Source organism: Blautia sp. ZXY-1-B12 (assembly GCF_056339915.1).
Window position 1 is genome coordinate 1 of sequence record NZ_JBWJVP010000044.1, and the last position, 15,653, is coordinate 15,653.

Below are 15,653 nucleotides of genomic sequence, written 5' to 3' on the forward strand. Positions count from 1 at the left end.
AACATGTGCTCAAGATCAACCAGACAAAAGAATATGAAGAACTGGCAATTGATCATACAGCAGAGCATGTACGTGCATATATCAAAGTTCAGGACGGCTGTAATCAATTCTGTACTTACTGTATCATTCCTTATGCAAGAGGTCGTGTCAGAAGCCGTAAGATCGCGCATGTAATGGATGAGGTTCATGCACTTGCAGCAAAAGGATACAAGGAAGTCGTTCTGACAGGAATTCATTTAAGTTCTTATGGTGTAGATTTCCCGGCAGAAGAGAAAGAAACACTGCTTTCCCTGATCCGGGCAGTACATGAGGTAGAAGGAATCGAACGAATTCGTCTGGGCTCCCTGGAACCGGGAATCATCACAGAAGAATTTGTGCAGAGCATTGCCGCATTGCCGAAAATGTGTCCGCATTTCCATCTGTCCCTGCAGAGCGGATGTGATACCACACTGGAGCGAATGAATCGCAGATACAGAAGCGCAGAATATGCAGAGAAATGCGGGCTTCTGAGAAAATATCTGGGAAATCCTGCACTTACCACAGATGTGATCGTTGGTTTTCCGATGGAAACAGAAGAAGATTTTCAGGATTCCTATGATTTCGTAGAGAGCATTCATTTTTATGAAACTCATATTTTCAAATATTCCCGCCGCCATGGAACAAAGGCTGCAGCCATGTCCGGACAGCTCACTGAAGCACAGAAAGCGGTCAGAAGTGACAAGATGCTTGCTTTAAATGAACAGCATGCGAAAGAATATGAAAAATCCATGCTCGGCGGTGAACTGAAAGTACTTCTTGAGGAAGAAGTAGAGATTAACGGAGAGCAGTGGTATATCGGCCACAGTATGGAATATATTAAAACAGCAGTGAAAAAACAGGACAACTACAGTGTGAATGACATCATTACTGTAAAAGCTGAAGAATTCCTGGAAGAACATACATTAACAGGTGAGGTTCTGGGAGTAGAATAGTTACAGTTCACTTCATTCTCAGCGGAATAGTGGTGTGTGAGTTACTGTTCACACACCACTATCCCGCGAGGTGTTTTGGCATGAATATGCCAAAATCCCGAGACATACAAGCCAAAATTCCATTGCCGCAGGCAATCTGGAATGAATTTTGGCTATGTTACTGAGAACGGAGTGAACAGTAACGAATATTCATCAATAAATTTGCGGTTGCACAATACGTGAAATTATATTAAAATATAGAAGAAAATATGTGTATTGTATACGAAATTTGCAATACATAGCAAAGCAGAATTACTAAGAAGGCTTTGCGACAATAAATCAGGTAAGGACGTGAATAAAATGGCAGAGAACAATCTGGGTAATACCCAATATTTCAGAACAAAACCAGACCAGGAGCTTCAGGTAAAAGAAGTTCTGGATCTCGTTTACACAGCAATGGATGAGAAAGGATACAATCCGGTCAATCAGATCGTTGGATATATTATGTCCGGAGATCCTACTTATATTACCAGTCACAAGGGAGCGAGAAGCATGATTATGAAAGTAGAGCGCGACGAACTGGTAGAGGAACTTTTAAACGAGTATATTAAGAACAAATCCTGGGAACGCTGATATGAGGGTTCTGGGATTAGATTATGGATCAAAAACAGTCGGTGTAGCCATCAGTGATCCGCTGGGGCTCACCGCTCAGGGCGTAGAGACAATCTGGCGTAAACAGGAGAACCATGTGCGCCAGACACTTGCCCGTATTGAAGAACTTGTTTCGGAATATCACGTGGAGAAGATCGTGCTTGGATATCCGAAGAACATGAACAATACGATTGGAGAACGTGCCCAAAAATCACTGGAATTTAAAGAAATGCTGGAGAGACGTACAGGTCTTGAAGTGATCATGTGGGACGAGCGTCTGACAACAGTAGAAGCCAATCGTACTTTAATGGAAGCCAGTGTGCGCAGAGAGAACCGCAAGCAGTATCTGGATCAGCTGGCTGCTGTTTTTATTTTGCAGGGATATCTGGATTCCCTGTCCTGTTAGGAGATTAATAAGATGGAGAAAATTAAATTTCAGCTTGAGGACGGAACAGAAGCGGAGTTTTATGTAGAGGAGCAGACCAGGATCGGAGGAGTTGCATATCTTCTGGTATCTGATTCTCAGGATGATGAGGCGACAGCCTATATTTTTAAAGACGTGTCAGAGGATGACAGTCAGGAAGCCTGCTATGAAATGGTCGAGGACGAGGATGAGATGCAGGCTGTTTTTAAAGTATTTGAACAAATGTTAGATGACGTAGACCTTGAAATGTAGCATGGAGGTGTAGTACTTGAGTAACGAAAATAACAACCAGTTTAATAATGAAGCGCGTGAAAATCATGACGGACAGTTCGGACATGGTCAGAAGAGGCCATACAACAGACCGAAGAATTATAAATATAAACCACAGCACAGAAACTCTTATGGAAGAAAACCAATGCAGGACCGCAAGGCTCCGGCAGATAAAGAGAAGAACGGAATACAGGTACCATTTAAGGCTGCGATAAAGAATTCTTCCCGCAGACCGAAGAAACCAACATCTAAATTAAAGATCATTCCTCTGGGTGGTCTGGAACAGATTGGAATGAATATCACAGCATTTGAATATGAAGACAGCATTGTTGTGGTAGACTGCGGTCTTGCTTTCCCGGAAGATGATATGCTCGGAATTGACCTTGTCATTCCGGATGTCACCTATTTAAAAGAGAATATTTCAAAAGTAAAAGGCTTTGTGATCACCCATGGACATGAGGACCATATCGGTGCGCTGCCGTATGTACTCAAAGATGTAAATGTCCCTGTTTATTCCACGAAGCTGACCATTGCCCTTATTGCAAATAAGCTGAAAGAGCATAATATGACCAATACTACCAAGTTAAAGGAAGTAAGGCATGGACAGGTCATTAATCTTGGTGATTTTTCAATTGAATTTATCAAGACAAACCATAGTATCCAGGATGCATCTGCACTTGCAATCTATTCTCCGGCAGGCATCGTAGTGCATACCGGCGACTTTAAAGTAGATTATACTCCTGTATTCGGAGATGCCATTGATCTGCAGCGTTTTGCAGAGATTGGAAGAAAGGGAGTACTGGCACTGATGTGTGACAGTACTAATGCAGAGAGAACCGGATTTACCATGTCTGAACGTTCTGTGGGACATGTGTTTGATAATCTTTTCAATGAATATAAGACAAACAGAATCATTATTGCCACTTTTGCATCCAATGTAGACCGCGTACAGCAGATCATTAACACAGCTTATCGTTTCGGACGCAAGGTTGCAGTAGAGGGCCGCAGCATGGTAAATGTTATCACAACTGCAGCAGAGCTTGGATATCTTCGCATTCCGGATCAGACTCTGATTGAGATCGATCAGGTTAAGAATTACCCGGATGAACAGGTAGTGCTGATCACAACAGGAAGCCAGGGTGAATCCATGGCAGCTCTTTCCCGTATGGCTGCAAACATCCATAAGAAAATAGTGATCAAACCGAATGATACTATTATTTTCAGTTCCAATCCGATTCCGGGAAATGAGAAAGCGGTATCCAAGGTTATCAATGAGCTTTCCATGAAGGGTGCGAAGGTTATTTTCCAGGATGTCCATGTTTCCGGACATGCCTGCCAGGAAGAAATCAAGCTGATCTATTCTCTGGTAAAACCGAAATATGCAATCCCTGTTCATGGTGAATACAGACATCTGACCGCACAGAAAAATGTAGTTGAGGAACTTGGAATCCCCAAAGAGAATATCTTTGTACTTGCATCCGGAAATATTCTGGAGCTTGACAGCCAGAGTGCACAAGTAACAGGCACTGTACACACAGGAGCAATCCTGGTAGACGGACTTGGTGTAGGAGATGTAGGAAATATCGTTCTTCGTGACCGTCAGCATCTTGCAGAAGATGGAATTATGATCGTTGTGGTTACGTTGGAACGCCACAGCAATGTGATTCTTGCAGGACCGGACATTGTTTCCAGAGGCTTCGTATATGTGAGGGAATCTGAGGATCTGATGGATGGTGCAAGAGAAGTGGTAGAGAATGCACTGGATTCCTGTCTGGAACGTAATATTACGGACTGGGGCAAGATTAAGACAGTTGTGAAGGATGCGCTCAGTGAATTTTTATGGAAACGTACCAAGAGAAGTCCTATGATCCTGCCTATTATCATGGAGGCATAAAATGGAACCAAATACAATAGAGGAAAGTATTAAAGGGCTTCTGGAGGCTATAAAGGAGAGTCCTGAATATCTGGAATTTCAGAAACAGAGTAATATCCTGAAAAAGAAGCCCGAACTGAAGGAACGTGTGGATACATTCAGGGCAGATAATTATAAAGTCCAGAATGAATGTGATTCCGATAATCTGTTTGAAGTTGTAGAGCAGATGGGAAAAGAATCCGCAGAGCTGCGCAGACACCCGGAAGTGAATGCGTATCTGGATGCGGAGCTTGCTTTGTGTAAAATGATGCAGAGAATCTGTATAAAACTGGGAGAAGGTATTGATATAGATGTCCCGGGAATGTGAGCAGATAAACTGTAAAACAGTTATCCTGCTGTGAGCAGATAACTGAGCGGATGACTTTATCCGCCTGACATACAGAAAGGAAATAGCTTATGAGTGATACCAGGGAACGTGCAGGTGCAGCAGGTGTTGTTGTTGCAGGAACGTTTTTTAAGATCGTACTTTATATATGTGTGATAGTTTTACTTTTCTGGGTAGGAAAGGCTTCTTATCAGTTTGGACATGATGTCTTTAATCAGCAGGCCATGAGTCCCGGAGAAGGACAGGAAGTTACAGTGGTGATCAAGGAAGATACTTCCTTGTACAAGATTGCCAAAACTCTTCAGAAAAAAGGTTTGGTCAAGAGTGCAACGGTATTTTATGTTCAGGAAAGACTGTCCACTTATCATGGAAAGCTTCAGGCCGGAACGTATCTGTTAAGTACAGCATATACACCTAATCGTATCATGGGAATTCTGGCAGGTGATGATGAACAGGAAGGGGTAAGTGATTCGTGATAGTTGACGAGCGGATGCGTACCTATATTAATTCACTGGATATGGGAAATACACCGTTTCTTGAAGAATTGGAGCAGTATGCCATCAGGGAACGGGTGCCGATCATCCGGAGAGAAATGCAGAGCTTTATAAAAATGTTTCTGGCTGTAAACCGGCCGAAGCGTATTCTGGAGGTGGGGACAGCCATTGGCTTCTCCACACTTCTTATGTGCGAATATGGTCCTGAGGACCTTGAAATCGTAACGATCGAGAATTATGAGAAGAGAATCCCCATCGCAAAAGAGAATTTCAGGAAAGCCGGACGGGAAGCGCAGATTACTCTGCTGGAGGGAGACGCAGGACAGATATTAAAAGAACTGGAAGATTCATTTGACATGATCTTTATGGATGCTGCAAAGGGACAGTATATCAACTGGCTTCCGGATGTGATGCGTCTTATGAAAAATGGCGGTGTTCTCATTTCAGACAATGTGCTTCAGGAGGGTGATATCATAGAGTCCCATTACCTGGTAGAGCGCAGAAACAGAACCATATATAAGAGGATGCGTGAGTATCTGTATGAACTGAAACATAATCCATCCCTGATAACTTCGATCATTCCTCTGGGAGACGGAGTTACAGTCAGTGTGAAACAGGAGTGAATAATATGAGAAAAATAGAATTGCTGGTTCCGGCGAGCAGTCTTGAGGTGTTGAAGATTGCTGTTATTTTCGGAGCAGATGCAGTATATATCGGTGGAGAAGCCTTTGGACTTCGTGCCAAAGCCAAGAACTTTTCCCATGAAGATATGAAGGAAGGAATCGCTTTTGCCCATGCACATGGAGTGAAAGTCTATGTGACTGTAAATATCCTGGCCCATAATTATGATCTGCCGGGTGTGAGGGAATATCTGACAGAACTGAAAGAACTGAAGCCGGATGCACTGATCATTGCAGACCCGGGAATCTATATGTATGCAAAGGAAATATGCCCGGAAATCGAACGTCATATCAGTACACAGGCAAACAATACTAACTATGAGACATATCGTTTCTGGTACAATCTGGGAGCAAAGCGTGTGGTAACAGCCAGAGAGCTTTCGCTTGCGGAGATTAAAGAGATCCGAGAGCATATTCCGGAGGATATGGAGATTGAAACATTCATCCATGGTGCTATGTGCATTTCTTATTCCGGAAGATGTCTGCTCAGTAATTATCTGGCAGGACGTGATGCCAACCAGGGAGCCTGTACCCATCCCTGCCGTTGGAAATATTCCATTGTTGAGGAGAAACGTCCGGGAGAATATATGCCGGTATTTGAAAATGAAAGAGGAACCTATATCTTTAATTCCAAGGATCTCTGCATGATCGAGCATATGGACGATATCATTAACAGCGGAATCGACAGTCTGAAGATAGAAGGCCGTATGAAAACCGCTCTCTATGTCGCAACAGTTGCCAGAACTTACCGCAAGGCAATAGACGACTATATGGAGAGCCCTGAGAAATATCAGGCAAATATGCCATGGTACCAGGAACAGATTTCCAACTGTACCTACAGACAGTTTACAACCGGATTCTTCTATGGAAAACCGGATGAGAATACACAGATTTATGATAATAATACTTATCAGAAGGAATATACGTATCTGGGATTTGCTGAGGCAGTGGATGAACACGGTTATGCGCAGATCACTCAGAGAAATAAATTCTCTGTAGGTGAGACAATTGAAATTATGAAACCGGACGGACAGAATGTAGCTGTCACTGTGAAGGGAATTTATGATGAGGAAGGCAATTCCATGGAGAGTGCGCCTCATGCACAGCAGAAGCTGTTTATCGACTTGGGAACCGAAATCCAGGTTTACGATCTGTTAAGAAGAGCAGAGTGATTGATAAACGCAGCCAACGTTAAATTTGTTGGCTGCGTTTACTGCATTTGCGGGAAAAGGCCTCGAAGCTTTTGCAGAGCAGTTTTTTCGATCCTGGAGACATAAGAGCGGCTGATACACAGTTTTCGGGCAATTTCCCGCTGAGTTTCTTCCTCCATGCCAAAGAGCCCATATCTGCAGCAGATCACCTGATATTCCTTATCTGACAGGACTTTTTTCAGAGAGCGTAGAAGATAGTTGGTATTTTCGCGGATATAGCAGTCTTCTACAATATCTACAGGTGCACTCTCGATCACATCTAACAGATTAATCTCATTTCCTTCTTTATCTGTTCCTATGGGTTCATATAGGGACACTTCTTTTGAATGCTTTTTCTTAGCACGAAAATACATCAGCAGTTCATTTTCTATACATCTGGCAGCATAGGTGGATAACCGGGAAGCCTTCTGGGGATTAAAGGTTGTGACAGCCTTGATCAGTCCGATGGTTCCAATAGAGATCAGATCATCTGTATCCTCACCGGTTCCCTGATATTTTTTGACCACATGTGCTACCAGCCGGAGATTATGCTCGATCAGGATATTCTTTGCCTGAGAATCACCCTCCTGATATTTTTGAAGATAATATTTTTCCTGGGATATGGACAAAGGTTTTTGAAAGGCCTTCAAATCGCTACCTCGAAGGGGGATTTCTATATAGTTTATGTCCGGGACAGGGTGTTGGTGCTTTTCCAGAAAATTTTGAGCCTTTTTACAATTATTTTACCTGTTCTGTACAATTATGTGATGGCAGAGTGTTTTTTTCTCTGATATGCTTAATAAAGCTGGTGATGAACAAGGATATGATTTTCGATGCTGATGGATAGGCTGCACAGACCGAATTGAAAGATCAGAGAAAAGGAGCAGTCAGATATATGATAAAAACCTATGTAATAGATACAAATGTACTGATTCAGGCACCGTATGCAATAAAAAGGCTTTGAGCCAAAGGGAGTGAAATATTTGAAATACAAGGAAATAGCAAATAACAAAGAAATTAATGCATATCTGCAGAAAGGTAATGCAAATCTGGGACAGCTGGGTTTTACAGATCATTCAAAGGCACACTGCGTGCAGGTTGCACATCAGGCAGGAAAGATACTGAAACGGCTGGGATATTCAGAACATGAAATTGAACTTGCAAAGATTGCCGGCTATATGCATGATATTGGAAATGCCATTAACAGAACCCATCATGCAGAATATGGTGCACTGCTTGCAAATGATTTACTGAAAGAAACAGATATGTCTCTGGAAGACAGGATAACTGTAATAGCAGCCATCGGTAATCATGACGAATCAACAGGAAGCCCTGAGGATGTGGTTTCAGCGGCACTTATTATTGCAGATAAAACAGATGTAAGAAGAAGCCGTGTGCGCCAGAAAGAACAATCCGCTTACGATATCCATGACAGGGTAAATTATGCAGTTACAGATGCCAAGCTGAAGATTGCGGAAGACAGATCAGTAATTGCACTGAACCTACAGATTGATGAAAAAATCTGTTCCATGTATGATTATTTTGAGATTTTCCTTGAGCGTATGATGCTTTGCAGGAAAGCTGCGGAAATACTTGGAACAACTTTTAAGCTGACAGTAAATGGCCGTAAGGTTTTATAGAATAAATGAAAAAGATAGAGAAATTTATTGAAAGAGATGCTTGCAAAAAGGGTATCTCTTTTTGTGTTGATTTTTGCAGCGGATGTTTCAAATCTGCATTGAGAAATCAGAATAACTACAGTATAATGGATGAAGAATTTAACCGAATAAACTGCTCAGCAGTTATCAGGTGTAGAACTACGCAGCGAAGTGGATGATTTTATCTGCTTAAATACAATATAACAGGAGAAGCACATGAAAATATATTTAGCCCCGCTTGAGGGAATTACTGGATATACATACAGAAGGGCACTTTACAATTGCTTTGGAGGGTTTGACAAATATTTTATTCCTTTTATTCTTCCAAACCAGAAAGGACATCTCAGCACCAGAGAAAAGAAAGACATTATGCCTGAGAATAATGAGGGGATGTATGCTGTTCCCCAGATTTTGACAAAGAATGCAGAGGATTTTATCCAGACAGCGGAAACACTGCAGGAATACGGTTATAATGAAGTGAATCTGAACCTTGGCTGTCCGTCAAAGACTGTTGTGACAAAAGGCAGAGGTGCGGGATTTCTGGACAGACCGGATGAACTGGACAAATTCCTGGATGAGATTTTCCGTAAATGTGATATGAAGATTTCCATCAAGACTCGATTGGGTATGGATGATCCGGAAGAATTTGAAGATCTGCTGACGATTTATAATAAATATCCACTGGAAGAGTTAATTGTTCACGCAAGAGTGCAGAAAGACTATTACAAAAATACGCCACGTCTGGAAACATTTGGGGAGGCGGTGGAGCGGGCCAAGAGCCCGGTTTGCTATAACGGAGATATCGTCACAGCAGAGGACTGTACCAGATTACAGGACATGTTTCCGACCCTGGACTGCATTATGACAGGCAGAGGAACACTGAAGAATCCTGCACTTGCCAGAGAGATCCGTGGCGGTGCACCTGCGTCAAAGGAAGAAATCCGCAGATTTCATGATATGATGTACAATGAATACTGTGAAGACCTGTCCGGAGACAGAAATATCCTGTTCCGTATGAAAGAATTATGGTCTTATCTGGCACCTATGTTTACAAACAATAAAAAATATGCCAAAAAGATTAAGAAGGCTGAGAAATGTGTGGTATATGAAAATGCAGTCAGAGAATTATTTGGCTGTGAACAGTTAATTGGAGAAGTGGAAAATGCGGATATGGAAAAAAATACTGGATTATTATAACAGCTGAAAGATATAGAACTCACAGTATTTCGATAAAAAGTAACTGATTAGTATCTTTAAGGCTGCAATATTTTTTATTAAGTAAGAAGGAGAAAAAAGAATCCTATGAAATCTCATGTATTTCAGATGAAATATTTCTTAGCAGGCATCTATATTATCTGTGTTATATTTACCTGCTTTAACGCCAGGTTTTATCATACGCCTCTGGCGAAGATATCTTCAGTAACAGAAAAGGAAACAATGAGCAGAAAAGGAACCAGGGATGCAGAAGAGTATTATTATACTCAGAAAATTACAGCGCGTATATTAAACGGTACCCATAAAGGGGAAGAGATTTCTATTTCTAATGAATATACATCGTCTCAGGTTCAGAATCAGAAATATCACAAAGGAGACACGGTCCTTTTAAGCGGTTCTAGGGAAAATCCAGGGAAATCCATACGTTCCATAAAGCGTGATGGTTATCTGGCATTGCTGGCAGGTGGTCTGTTTTTTCTTCTGATCTGTATTACAGGAAAACAGGGATTCTATACGATCATATCGCTGATATTGAACACAATTATATTCGCGTTTGGATTTCAGGCTTTTATGAAAGGGGAAAATATCTTAAATATCTGCAATGTAATTGCTTTTCTTTTTTCGATAACAACTCTGATCTGTCTGAATGGAATCCACAGAAAAACATGGGCTTCTGTTATTTCAACCATATGCGTACTGTTTCTGATCATGGCATTATTTGAATTTTCTATTCAGTTTTTTGGAGATTTGGATTATTCTAATCTGGAATATCTGGGGAGTATGAGTAATTCCGCTGATATATTCTGGACAGATATTATGCTGACAGGACTTGGAGCTATCATGGATGTAGCTGTAACTATTAGTGCTGCAACAGGGGAAATTGTCCGGAAAAATCCAGATGTTTCTCTGAGAAAATTAATACATTCAGGACGGGAAATCGGATATGACATTATGGGAACCATGATAAATGTGCTGCTTTTTGTTCTGGCAAGCAGTATGATCCCTATGTTTATCCTGAAAATGAACAATGAGATCAGGTTTATAACGATCATACGATATCATATTCCATATGATATCTGTCGTTTTCTGATTGAAAGTATAGGAATTGTACTGGCAATCCCTGTATCTGTTTTTATTTCTTCTATTATCATGAAACTACCATCTCTGAAAAGGAGCGACAAAAAATGATAATTTTTCTTGCACTGGTATTGATTATTTTAATGATTCTGATTGGTGGGGAGCGCGGAGCAGTTTCTCTTATGACACTGGCCGGTAATATTGTAATTCTGTTTATTTCGATTCTTCTGATGTCCATTGGTTTCCCGGCTCTGCTTCTGATATTGGCTGCAGGGGCAGGAGTCTGCTATAATTCCCTGTTTTACCAGAATGGAAACAATCGAAAGACACGGGCGGCTTTTCTGGCTACCTTGCTTGTGATGCTGCTTTTATTTATTCCGATTTATCTTATTATATGGAGATCAGGAAGCTATGGACTGAATGAGCTTCAGCTTTCAGAAGATGATTTTATGTATTATTACAGTACGGATATCCATATTAATATGCTTCATGTGGCAGTTTTTGTAACTGTTTTCAGTACTCTTGGAGCGGTTATTGATACTGCTTTATCTGTAACTTCTTCTGTATATGAAGTCTGGACACATAAAAACAGCCTGACAGCGAAAGAACTTACTTCTTCCGGCTATCAGGTTGGAAAAGAAATTATAGGAACAACTGTAAATACGCTGCTTTTTGCTTATCTAGGAGGCTCTATTCTGTTATTTGCCTATGTTCAGACACAGCAATATAACCTGGAAATTATTCTCAATTCCAAATTTCTTTTTCAGGATGTTGCAATCATGCTGTCTGGGGCGATTGCCTGCCTTTTTACAGTACCGGTATCAATCAGATGTGTGATCCGCCAGATTCATCATGCTGCATCTAAAACAGATCACAGCTGATCGGATTTGTTTTCACAGTCTTTGCAGATTCCATGAAGCATATCTCCGCTGCACTGCAGATGGAATCCATGATCCCGGAACAGATGCGAAAAGAGAACATTAGAAGGATTGGAATTAATTCTGTTCTTTTTTTGTCCATACATTATCCTGTAAAATGGGTCGTATCTGGAGCAGTATCTTTTGATGTATTATCTATTATCAGCAGTATATAGTATCGCTTCTCGACTTACATTTCTTTTGTGATGCTGTATATAAAAGGACTAACTGTCTGTGGGGAGCAGTCATACTACATATAATCTATAATGCAGTAGGAGCAATGATTATAATTCAATGAAGTAATTTTTATGAGGTAATTTTATGTGTGAAAATGAAAAAAAGAAATATCATTCCATTGAGATGACCACAGGATCTCTCTGGAAAAATATACTTCTCTTCAGCCTTCCTCTTATGGGATCACAGGTACTGGAGGTTCTTTTTAACTTAAGCGATGTTGCCGTTGTTGGACGGTTTGCAGATTATATGGCACTAGGTGCCGTCGGCTCCACAACTTTGCTGGTTACTCTGTTTACCGGAATCCTTATCGGAATGGGTGCCGGTGTCAATGTCCGCGTAGCTCACGAACTGGGTGCCGGTAATAAAAAAGGCACAGAAGAAACAATCCATACTTCTCTTCTTTTGTGCGCAATCACAGGTCTGCTCGTCTGCGCCATCTGTCTTCTGTTTTCCGGGCGGATGCTGTCCATGATGAACACGAAGCCGGAACTTATTGATCAGGCTATTTTATATATGAAGATCTATTCCCTGGGAATGCCTGCAATGGCCGTATACAATTTCGGAAACGGCGTATTAAGTGCCATAGGCGATACGAAACGACCATTGATCTACCTTTCCATTGCAGGTGTGGTCAATGTTCTTCTGAATCTGTTTTTTGTTATTGTCTGTCATATGGCAGCCGCAGGCGTTGCAACAGCCAGCGCAATTTCTCTGTATATCTCTGCTTCTCTGGTGATGATTCATCTCCTCAGAAGAACCGATGACTGCAAAGTGTCTCTGCGTAAAATCCGTCTGCACCCCAAGGCCTGCAAAGCAGTTCTCATGCTTGGTATCCCTACAGGTCTTCAGAACGGAATCTTTGCTATTGCAAACCTGTTTGTGCAGACTGGTGTCAACTCTTTTGATGCAGTGATGGTTTCCGGAAATGCAGCTGCTGCAAATGCTGACTCCCTGATCTATAATGTCATGTTTTCTTTTTATACTGCATGTGCAAGCTTTATCGGTCAGAACTGGGGTGCCGGTAATAAAAAACGAATGCTGAAATCTTATAGAGTCAGCCTTACATATGCCTTCATTTTCGGTGCAATCCTGGGTGGACTACTCCTTGTGTTTGGCCCACAGTTTCTTTCTCTGTTCGCTACGGAACCAACAGTTATTGATGCTGGTATGCAGAGGATTCGTATTATGGCATTCAGCTATGCGTTTAGCTGTTTTATGGATGGCAGTATCGCCGCATCCCGAGGCATCGGAAAAAGTATTCCGCCTACCATTATCGTTATCCTGGGCTCCTGCGTATTTCGTATTGTCTGGATTTATACAGTATTTGCACATTTCCAGACGATTTCATCACTGTATCTTTTGTATATCTTCTCATGGGGAATTACAGGACTTGCAGAAACTCTGTTTTTTGTTGTAAGTTTTAACATAATATATAGCAAGAATTCTCCTTCCTCTACAGGTGGGAGATGAATTGCAAAAAATAAAAAGAACGCTTGTTTGGTAGTGAGGTCCATGGTATAATAGAATCAGTAGATAAGATAATTACTCAAAAAAAGGACTGGTTTTATGGAAAATATGGATCATAATGCACATTCAGTGTACTTGATGTATTATCACCTGATTATGGTGGTGAAATATCGAAGAAAAGTTATCAATGATCCGATTTCAGAAAGAGCAAAGGAAATGTGAGGATATATTGCCCCACGGTATGGAATTGTTTTGGAGGAATGGAATCATGATATTGACCATGTTCATGTAATGTTTCGTGCACAGCCTAAAACAGAACTCAGCAAATTTATCAATGCTTATAAAAGTGCCAGCAGCAGGCTGCTGAAAAAAGAGTATCCGGAAATCCGGGAAAAACTTTGGAAAGAAGCGTTCTGGAGTCAGAGTTTCTGTCTTTTGACGGTAGAAGGGGCACCAGTAGAAGTGATTCGTCAATACATCGAAAATCAGGGAGAGAAAAAGAATTGAACATAGCATATCGTTTCCGGATTTATCCAACAGAAGAACAGAAGATACTCCTTGGAAAAACATTTGGCTGTTGTCGTTTTCTGTACAACCAGATGCTTAATGACAAGATCCAGGAGTATAAAAAGACAAAGAAGATGTTAAAGAATACATCAGCTATGTATAAAAAGGAGTATCCATTTCTGAAAGAAGTTGATTCGCTGGCACTGGCAAATGTTCAGCTCCATCTGGAAAAAGCATATAAGAATTTTTTTCGTGAATCCCAAGGTTGGATTTCCACGTTTCAAGTCAAAACATCACTCAAAAAACAGCTATACAACAAATGTAGTCAACGGAAATATTCTGGTAGAAGATAACCGGATCCGGCTTCCTGAAATTAAAATGGATCTCCATGAAGAAACACAGGGAGCCTGCAGAAAAAACTGCCGTTTGAAATCAGTGACAGTCAGTATGGAGCCATCCGGAAAGTATTTTGCAAGTCTGCTGTATGAAGGATACAGCTGCGAAAACCAAGCAGCAGATAAGGATTACAGTAATGCTAAAATACTTGGGATTGATTATGCGATGCAGGGGATGGCTGTGTTTTCAGAAGAGATCGAGATGGAAGAAGCAGGATTCTTCAGAAAAAATGAAAAAAGGCTGGCAAGGGGAGCAGCGTAAACTGTCGAGATGTGTAAAAGGAAGCCGTAATTATGTGCGACAGAAAAAGAAAGTTGCCAGGTGCCATGAAAAAATACGCAGCCAGAGAAGAGATTATCTGCATAAACTGAGCCGCAGGATCACAGACCAGTACGATATAGTTGCGGTGGAAGATATTGATATGAAAGCGATGAGCCAGTGCCTGCATTTTGGAAAAAGTAAGCAGATGGATATGGATGTTCCTGAATATGCTGGATTATAAGCTTGCCTGGAAGGGAAAAGAATTAGTAAAGGTAGACCGCTTTTTCCCGTCAAGCAAAAAATGCAGTAAATGCGGAAAGATAAAAAAGAGCTGAAATTATTCGAAAGAGTTTACCGCTGTACGTGCGGAAATGAGATGACAGAAGATCCAAATGCAGCAATCAACATCCGTGAAGAGGCAAGAAGGATGCTGGCAGCATAAACTGTCCGTATCCGGACAAGACAATAAAGTAAAGAAATATGCCCGTGTCCGGGAAAAAAATCGCGGGGCACGCGAGGATAGCTTGTAGATACTTGGCTCAGTAGAGCCATTGAACAAGAAGCCCCCACTTCAAAATCAGAGATTTAAGTGGTGGGAGCATGTCACGAAAATATGCTGGAAAATAGTCACAGCCACTCTGTGATTTATATGCCAGGTGGATTCCACAATTGACTGGAAAGAAAAACAGCTTAATAAAACGGGTGAAATCTCAATCGGAATTGACTGAGCTGAAAGCGAGGGATACTTCTTCTGTCCGAGGGGCAAGAAGGTGGAACTAAAAATAATTAGAACAATCGTTAAGGAAAGAATCGAAGGTGGTGCAAACGAAAAAGCAGTATTCGAAGTCTTTCCATTAACTGCCCTTTCGTTTGCATCAATTTCGATTTTTTCTGGTTGAACAAAGCGCGTCAGCTCTATATGGACTTTTAATTCTGACACTCTATTTGTAATAGGATAGCGTGTACACATAGAAACACATAGAATTTATAATCAATTGTAG

21 protein-coding genes and 1 pseudogene are annotated in these 15,653 nt (G+C 41.2%); 21 read left to right on the forward strand and 1 reads right to left on the reverse strand.

Going from position 1 to position 15,653, the window contains the following annotated elements:
- The 9 genes from AC075L_RS03410 to AC075L_RS03450 all read left to right on the forward strand — a co-directional run.
- A partial coding sequence (locus tag AC075L_RS03410) for a MiaB/RimO family radical SAM methylthiotransferase (RefSeq protein WP_476387144.1) occupies window positions 1–971 on the forward strand: 971 nt, incomplete at its 5' end.
- A 339-nt stretch (window positions 972–1,310) separates the two neighbouring features.
- Window positions 1,311–1,583: an IreB family regulatory phosphoprotein gene (locus AC075L_RS03415; protein WP_020994102.1), complete on the forward strand. Its 273-nt coding sequence runs from the start codon at window positions 1,311–1,313 to the stop codon at window positions 1,581–1,583.
- A 1-nt stretch (window position 1,584) separates the two neighbouring features.
- On the forward strand, window positions 1,585–2,007 hold the full coding sequence (gene ruvX / locus AC075L_RS03420; RefSeq protein ID WP_118409625.1) for a Holliday junction resolvase RuvX: 423 nt from the start codon (window positions 1,585–1,587) through the stop codon (window positions 2,005–2,007).
- A gap of 12 nt (window positions 2,008–2,019) precedes the next feature.
- The gene (locus AC075L_RS03425) at window positions 2,020–2,277 is read left to right on the forward strand and encodes a DUF1292 domain-containing protein (protein ID WP_008707416.1); all 258 of its coding nucleotides are present in this window, start codon (window positions 2,020–2,022) and stop codon (window positions 2,275–2,277) included.
- Window positions 2,278–2,440: 163 nt separating this feature from the next.
- Complete coding sequence (locus AC075L_RS03430) at window positions 2,441–4,189, forward strand: ribonuclease J (RefSeq protein ID WP_008707417.1); 1,749 nt, start codon at window positions 2,441–2,443, stop codon at window positions 4,187–4,189.
- Between the two features lies 1 nt (window position 4,190).
- Complete coding sequence (locus AC075L_RS03435; protein ID WP_177284510.1) at window positions 4,191–4,535, forward strand: YlbF/YmcA family competence regulator; 345 nt, start codon at window positions 4,191–4,193, stop codon at window positions 4,533–4,535.
- An 89-nt stretch (window positions 4,536–4,624) separates the two neighbouring features.
- Window positions 4,625–5,029, forward strand: a complete 405-nt coding sequence (locus tag AC075L_RS03440) for an endolytic transglycosylase MltG (protein WP_008707419.1) — start codon at window positions 4,625–4,627, stop codon at window positions 5,027–5,029.
- Entirely contained in the window at window positions 5,026–5,670 is a 645-nt protein-coding gene (locus AC075L_RS03445) for an O-methyltransferase (protein WP_118409627.1), read from the forward strand. Before AC075L_RS03440 ends, AC075L_RS03445 begins: the two co-directional genes overlap by 4 nt.
- 5 nt (window positions 5,671–5,675) lie before the next feature.
- Entirely contained in the window at window positions 5,676–6,899 is a 1,224-nt protein-coding gene (locus AC075L_RS03450; protein WP_118409628.1) for a peptidase U32 family protein, read from the forward strand.
- Window positions 6,900–6,937: 38 nt separating this feature from the next.
- Here the strand turns inward: AC075L_RS03450 and sigK are convergent, their stop codons facing one another.
- Window positions 6,938–7,567, reverse strand: a complete 630-nt coding sequence (sigK, locus tag AC075L_RS03455; RefSeq protein ID WP_055060452.1) for an RNA polymerase sporulation sigma factor SigK — start codon at window positions 7,565–7,567, stop codon at window positions 6,938–6,940.
- Window positions 7,568–7,891: 324 nt separating this feature from the next.
- On the opposite strand from sigK, the gene AC075L_RS03460 reads away from it, so the two are divergent.
- From AC075L_RS03460 to AC075L_RS03515, 12 genes and pseudogenes are all read left to right on the forward strand, one after another.
- Window positions 7,892–8,557, forward strand: coding sequence for an HD domain-containing protein (locus tag AC075L_RS03460; protein WP_055060453.1), 666 nt, complete (start codon window positions 7,892–7,894; stop codon window positions 8,555–8,557).
- A gap of 234 nt (window positions 8,558–8,791) precedes the next feature.
- Window positions 8,792–9,772, forward strand: a complete 981-nt coding sequence (locus AC075L_RS03465; RefSeq protein ID WP_055060454.1) for a tRNA dihydrouridine synthase — start codon at window positions 8,792–8,794, stop codon at window positions 9,770–9,772.
- A 105-nt stretch (window positions 9,773–9,877) separates the two neighbouring features.
- Window positions 9,878–10,978 (forward strand): YibE/F family protein, encoded by a 1,101-nt coding sequence (locus tag AC075L_RS03470; protein ID WP_025579189.1) that lies wholly within the window; start codon window positions 9,878–9,880, stop codon window positions 10,976–10,978.
- Entirely contained in the window at window positions 10,975–11,748 is a 774-nt protein-coding gene (locus AC075L_RS03475; RefSeq protein ID WP_476387145.1) for a YibE/F family protein, read from the forward strand. Before AC075L_RS03470 ends, AC075L_RS03475 begins: the two co-directional genes overlap by 4 nt.
- 357 nt (window positions 11,749–12,105) lie before the next feature.
- Window positions 12,106–13,491 carry an MATE family efflux transporter gene (locus tag AC075L_RS03480; RefSeq protein ID WP_062807898.1) on the forward strand — a complete coding sequence of 462 codons (1,386 nt, stop codon included), beginning with the start codon at window positions 12,106–12,108 and terminating at the stop codon, window positions 13,489–13,491.
- Window positions 13,492–13,587: 96 nt separating this feature from the next.
- Window positions 13,588–13,995, forward strand: a pseudogene (gene tnpA, locus AC075L_RS03485) (IS200/IS605 family transposase).
- On the forward strand, window positions 13,992–14,348 hold the full coding sequence (locus AC075L_RS03490; RefSeq protein ID WP_476387146.1) for a helix-turn-helix domain-containing protein: 357 nt from the start codon (window positions 13,992–13,994) through the stop codon (window positions 14,346–14,348). Before tnpA ends, AC075L_RS03490 begins: the two are co-directional and overlap by 4 nt.
- Window positions 14,248–14,652: a hypothetical protein gene (locus AC075L_RS03495; protein ID WP_476387151.1), complete on the forward strand. Its 405-nt coding sequence runs from the start codon at window positions 14,248–14,250 to the stop codon at window positions 14,650–14,652. Before AC075L_RS03490 ends, AC075L_RS03495 begins: the two co-directional genes overlap by 101 nt.
- Window positions 14,621–14,893: a transposase gene (locus AC075L_RS03500; RefSeq protein ID WP_476387147.1), complete on the forward strand. Its 273-nt coding sequence runs from the start codon at window positions 14,621–14,623 to the stop codon at window positions 14,891–14,893. Before AC075L_RS03495 ends, AC075L_RS03500 begins: the two co-directional genes overlap by 32 nt.
- Window positions 14,880–14,987 carry a zinc ribbon domain-containing protein gene (locus tag AC075L_RS03505; RefSeq protein WP_476387148.1) on the forward strand — a complete coding sequence of 36 codons (108 nt, stop codon included), beginning with the start codon at window positions 14,880–14,882 and terminating at the stop codon, window positions 14,985–14,987. The genes AC075L_RS03500 and AC075L_RS03505 overlap by 14 nt, the downstream gene beginning before the upstream one ends.
- Window positions 14,963–15,094: a hypothetical protein gene (locus AC075L_RS03510; protein WP_476387149.1), complete on the forward strand. Its 132-nt coding sequence runs from the start codon at window positions 14,963–14,965 to the stop codon at window positions 15,092–15,094. The genes AC075L_RS03505 and AC075L_RS03510 overlap by 25 nt, the downstream gene beginning before the upstream one ends.
- A gap of 328 nt (window positions 15,095–15,422) precedes the next feature.
- The gene (locus tag AC075L_RS03515; protein ID WP_476387150.1) at window positions 15,423–15,551 is read left to right on the forward strand and encodes a hypothetical protein; all 129 of its coding nucleotides are present in this window, start codon (window positions 15,423–15,425) and stop codon (window positions 15,549–15,551) included.
- Window positions 15,552–15,653: the final 102 nt, after the last annotated feature.

Excerpts from the sequence above, each read along its gene's own strand:
- AC075L_RS03415 (WP_020994102.1), top strand. The coding sequence starts at position 1,311 with ATGGCAGAGAACAATCTGGGTAATACCCAATATTTCAGAACAAAACCA.
- ruvX (WP_118409625.1), top strand. The coding sequence starts at position 1,585 with ATGAGGGTTCTGGGATTAGATTATGGATCAAAAACAGTCGGTGTAGCC.
- AC075L_RS03425 (WP_008707416.1), top strand. The coding sequence starts at position 2,020 with ATGGAGAAAATTAAATTTCAGCTTGAGGACGGAACAGAAGCGGAGTTT.
- AC075L_RS03430 (WP_008707417.1), top strand. The coding sequence starts at position 2,441 with ATGCAGGACCGCAAGGCTCCGGCAGATAAAGAGAAGAACGGAATACAG.
- AC075L_RS03435 (WP_177284510.1), top strand. The coding sequence starts at position 4,191 with ATGGAACCAAATACAATAGAGGAAAGTATTAAAGGGCTTCTGGAGGCT.
- AC075L_RS03440 (WP_008707419.1), top strand. The coding sequence starts at position 4,625 with ATGAGTGATACCAGGGAACGTGCAGGTGCAGCAGGTGTTGTTGTTGCA.
- AC075L_RS03450 (WP_118409628.1), top strand. The coding sequence starts at position 5,676 with ATGAGAAAAATAGAATTGCTGGTTCCGGCGAGCAGTCTTGAGGTGTTG.
- AC075L_RS03465 (WP_055060454.1), top strand. The coding sequence starts at position 8,792 with ATGAAAATATATTTAGCCCCGCTTGAGGGAATTACTGGATATACATAC.
- AC075L_RS03470 (WP_025579189.1), top strand. The coding sequence starts at position 9,878 with ATGAAATCTCATGTATTTCAGATGAAATATTTCTTAGCAGGCATCTAT.
- AC075L_RS03475 (WP_476387145.1), top strand. The coding sequence starts at position 10,975 with ATGATAATTTTTCTTGCACTGGTATTGATTATTTTAATGATTCTGATT.
- AC075L_RS03480 (WP_062807898.1), top strand. The coding sequence starts at position 12,106 with ATGTGTGAAAATGAAAAAAAGAAATATCATTCCATTGAGATGACCACA.
- AC075L_RS03500 (WP_476387147.1), top strand. The coding sequence starts at position 14,621 with ATGAAAAAAGGCTGGCAAGGGGAGCAGCGTAAACTGTCGAGATGTGTA.
- AC075L_RS03505 (WP_476387148.1), top strand. The coding sequence starts at position 14,880 with ATGCTGGATTATAAGCTTGCCTGGAAGGGAAAAGAATTAGTAAAGGTA.
- AC075L_RS03510 (WP_476387149.1), top strand. The coding sequence starts at position 14,963 with ATGCGGAAAGATAAAAAAGAGCTGAAATTATTCGAAAGAGTTTACCGC.